Below are 3,486 nucleotides of genomic sequence, written 5' to 3'. Positions count from 1 at the left end.
GCCCAGGTCCGGGCGGTGGTGCAATTGCCCGTATTGACCTGCTCAATGTCCTGCAGCGCGCGGCCATCGACGCCGGCGTGGACATTCGCTTCGGCACGCGGATCTCACATCCGGACGAACTGAAGCGATTTGGGCTCGCCGACGCCGACGTGATCGTGGGGGCGGACGGCATCAACTCGATCTTGAGGACCGCCAACGAAGCAGAGTTCGGTACCTCGCGCACCTTCCTCACCAATCACTTCGCGTGGTTCGGCGTTGGCAAGGCCTTCCCGACCGCTGCTCTGGTTTTCCGGGAGTTCGAGGGCGGTGCTTTCATCGCCCACTACTACCCTTACGGTCCCTCGAACAGCACTTTCGTCGCCGAGTGCGACCACTCGACCTGGGAACGCGTCGGTATGGAGAGCATGAGCGCAGAGGCTCGGCAAAGCCTGTTCGAGAGCGTGTTTGCCCCCGAACTGGGCGGTCATTCGCTGATCTCGAACAACTCATCCTGGCGCCAGTTCCCCGTGATCAGGAACTCCCACTGGACCGCCGGCAACGCGGTTCTGATCGGGGACGCGGAGACCAGCGCGCATTTCTCGATCGGGTCCGGCACGCGGATCGCCATGGATGATGCGATGGCGCTGGCCGACGCGCTCGTGCGCGACGGCGACGATGCCTCCGTCACGCCGCTTGACCGACTGCAACGATTCGCCGAGACGCGCGGCCGCGAGAAATCGAAGCTGATCTCGGCCTCGGAGAAGTCGTATCGCTGGTACGAAAACATCGCCGAATGGATGCAGCGCTACACGCCGTACGAATTCATCCATGCCTTCATGACGCGCACCGGCCGCGTGAGCGACGAGCGCCTTGCCGCCGCCTACCCGGAGCTGATGCAACAGATCCGGGATGCGCGACAAGAGAACGCCGGAACCGCTTCGGCCCCCACCGGGCAGCCCGCATGATCGACAGCTACGAATCGATCCTGAGCCGGCGCCCCTTCATCGTGCGCCGGCGGGTGCGGTGGTCCGATTGCGATCCCGCAGGGGTCGTCTACACCGGCAAGTTCACCGACTACGTGCTGAACGCGGTTGCACTGTTCAATTTGGAACTCAGCCAAGGGCAGCCAGCGGAATGGCGCAAATCGCTGGGCGTCGACACCCCGTGCAAAGGCATGGCGCTCGAATTCCATCGCGCGCTCTGGCCGGAAGAGGAGATCGAGATGCGCCTGGACGTCACCGAGGTCAGACAGCATGGCTACGACATCCGCGTTGAGGCAACCCAGGCCGGCGGCGTGCGCATCTTCAGCGCTCGGTTCTCCCCCATTTGCATTCGACGTGACGCCCGGGTCAGGGCGCCCATTCCCGCGGCCCTGCTCGACGCATTGGCGCAGTTTCGCGCGGATTCTGAATCCGGCCAAGGACTTCCCCGATGAATCGTCTTATCCGAATTGGCCAGATCGTGCCGAGCTCGAACACCACCATGGAAACCGAGGTCCCGGCAATGCTGCGAGCACGCGAGGCCTTGCATCCGGAGCGGTTCACCTTTCACTCCAGCCGCATGAGAATGCACCGGGTGACCGCCGAGGAACTTGCGGCCATGAACCGCGAAGGGCTGCGCTGTGCGGCCGAGTTGTCGGACGCGCGGGTAGATGTCATGAGTACCGCGTGCCTCGTGGCGATCATGGCTCAAGGCTTGGGCTACCACCGGCAGGTCGAGAACGACTTCCGGCGCGTGGCGTCCGAGAACAAGTCGGACGCCAAGGTGATGACCTCTGCCGGTGCGCTCATTCACGGCTTGAAGGTTCTGGGGGCCAGGAAGATTTCGCTCCTCGCCCCGTACATGAAGCCTCTCACCGACAAGGTCGTGGAGTACATCGAAAACGAGGGTATCGAAGTGCAGGACCGCATCTGCTTCGAAATCCCGGACAACCTCGAGGTGGGCCGCCGGGATCCGATGCTGCTGCTGGATGACGTGAAGCGGCTGAACACGGCCAACGTGGATGTCGTTGTCCTCTCCGCGTGCGTGCAAATGCAGTCGATCCCGGCGATCCAAAAGGCTCAGGACATGTTGGGAATCCCGGTGACTTCCACGTCGGTGTGCACGGTACGAAACATGCTGGATTTGCTTGGCTTGAGCGCAGCGACCCCCGGCTACGGCAAGTTGCTCGCATGAGGACCATGCAGACCATTGAGGCGGCTCAACCGGGCGGTCCTGAGGTTCTTCACCTCTCGGAGCGTCTGATGCCGTCGCCTGGGCGTGGCGAGGTGCTGATTCGGGTTCGCGCGGCGGGTCTCAACCATGCCGATCTGGCACAACGTGCGGGCTTCTACCCGTTGCCGCCTGGCACCACCGACATCCTCGGCCTGGAAGTCGCGGGGGAGATCGCGCAGGTCGGTACCGGCGTCGACGCGTGGAAGGAAGGCGATCGGGTTTGTGCCTTACTGGTCGGAGGAGGGTACGCTGAGTTCGCGGTCGCGCCCGCCGTCCAATGCCTTCCCATTCCGGAAGGGCTCGGCTTCGCGCATGCAGCGGTGCTGCCCGAGGCGTTTGCCACCGTGTGGCTCAACGCTTTCCAGAAAGCGGCATTGAAGGCGAATGAACGTCTTCTGGTGCATGGGGGTTCGAGCGGCGTTGGGATTGCAGCGATCCAGTTGGCGAGCGCGCTGGGCTCAAAGGTGTACTGCACGGCGGGTACCGACTCCAAGTGCCGCACTTGCGAGGCTCAGGGAGCGTCGCGCGCAATCAACTACCGCACCGAGGACTTCGAACAGATCCTGCTTCAGGACGACAAGAAGGAGTTCATTGATGTCGTGCTCGACATGATCGGTGGCGACTACTTTCCAAAGAACATGAAGGTGCTCGCTCGAGGCGGAAGGATAGTCTACATCTCATCACTGGCCGGTCGGAAAGTCGAACTGGACCTGGTCGACATGATGCGCAAGCGGCTGACCCTGTTCGGATCGGTTCTGCGTCCTTTGCCTCCCGGCGACAAGGGCGCAGTGCTGAAGCAGATGGCGGATGTCGTCTGGCCGCTCCTGGAACGCAAGGTTTTCACCCCGTTGATTCATCAGCAGTTTGCCTTCGACAAGGTCGCTGACGCGCACCGCCTGATGGAGGCCCATCAGCACGTTGGGAAAGTGGTACTGAACTGGTGAGCTTGGCGCCGCGTCGGCGTCGCCGCGCGGACGCAGCTGACCAAGTGAAATCGGGAACCTGATCAACGAGGTCAGGACAGAATCAAGCGGAGTCATCATGCAAGACAAACGCGACGCTAGGACGCCTCGCTGGACCTATTTCGCCGTTGTTTTTGCCGCGGCGCTAGGAATGTTCGCTGGCTTCGCGCCGATCTTCAACGGCACGGCCGGGATCTTCCTTGGACCCCTTACGCGGGAGTTCGGATAGGGCCGCGGGAATGCTTCCCTGTCTTATGCGGCTTCGATGCCTCACTGGTGGTCGGCGTCACTGGCGCGGCGACCTCGGTGCTGGGCTACCTCGCCATCCTTC

At 62.7% G+C, this 3,486-nt stretch carries 5 protein-coding genes; all 5 read left to right on the top strand.

What is annotated here, in order from left to right:
• Positions 1 to 944, top strand: a 944-nt coding sequence (locus tag AC1DY5_RS47440) for an FAD-dependent monooxygenase (protein ID WP_478121311.1), incomplete at its 5' end; no start/stop codon positions are given.
• Positions 941 to 1,414 carry an acyl-CoA thioesterase gene (locus AC1DY5_RS47435; protein WP_478121310.1) on the top strand — a complete coding sequence of 158 codons (474 nt, stop codon included), beginning with the start codon at positions 941 to 943 and terminating at the stop codon, positions 1,412 to 1,414. The genes AC1DY5_RS47440 and AC1DY5_RS47435, both read left to right, overlap by 4 nt.
• Positions 1,411 to 2,154 (top strand): maleate cis-trans isomerase family protein, encoded by a 744-nt coding sequence (locus AC1DY5_RS47430; RefSeq protein ID WP_478121309.1) that lies wholly within the window; start codon positions 1,411 to 1,413, stop codon positions 2,152 to 2,154. The genes AC1DY5_RS47435 and AC1DY5_RS47430 overlap by 4 nt, the downstream gene beginning before the upstream one ends.
• Before the next feature lie 5 nt (positions 2,155 to 2,159).
• Positions 2,160 to 3,137, top strand: a complete 978-nt coding sequence (locus AC1DY5_RS47425) for an NAD(P)H-quinone oxidoreductase (RefSeq protein WP_478121308.1) — start codon at positions 2,160 to 2,162, stop codon at positions 3,135 to 3,137.
• 97 nt (positions 3,138 to 3,234) lie between these two features.
• Positions 3,235 to 3,384 carry a hypothetical protein gene (locus AC1DY5_RS47420; protein ID WP_478121307.1) on the top strand — a complete coding sequence of 50 codons (150 nt, stop codon included), beginning with the start codon at positions 3,235 to 3,237 and terminating at the stop codon, positions 3,382 to 3,384.
• Positions 3,385 to 3,486: the final 102 nt, after the last annotated feature.

The sequence above is a fragment of the Variovorax sp. P4_D9 genome, from assembly GCF_056401695.1.
This window is presented reverse-complemented; position numbering and strand designations above follow the sequence as displayed.

Bases quoted from the DNA above. Each gene is read 5' to 3' on its own strand.
- AC1DY5_RS47435 (WP_478121310.1), top strand. From the start codon at position 941: ATGATCGACAGCTACGAATCGATCCTGAGCCGGCGCCCCTTCATCGTG.
- AC1DY5_RS47430 (WP_478121309.1), top strand. From the start codon at position 1,411: ATGAATCGTCTTATCCGAATTGGCCAGATCGTGCCGAGCTCGAACACC.
- AC1DY5_RS47425 (WP_478121308.1), top strand. From the start codon at position 2,160: ATGCAGACCATTGAGGCGGCTCAACCGGGCGGTCCTGAGGTTCTTCAC.
- AC1DY5_RS47420 (WP_478121307.1), top strand. From the start codon at position 3,235: ATGCAAGACAAACGCGACGCTAGGACGCCTCGCTGGACCTATTTCGCC.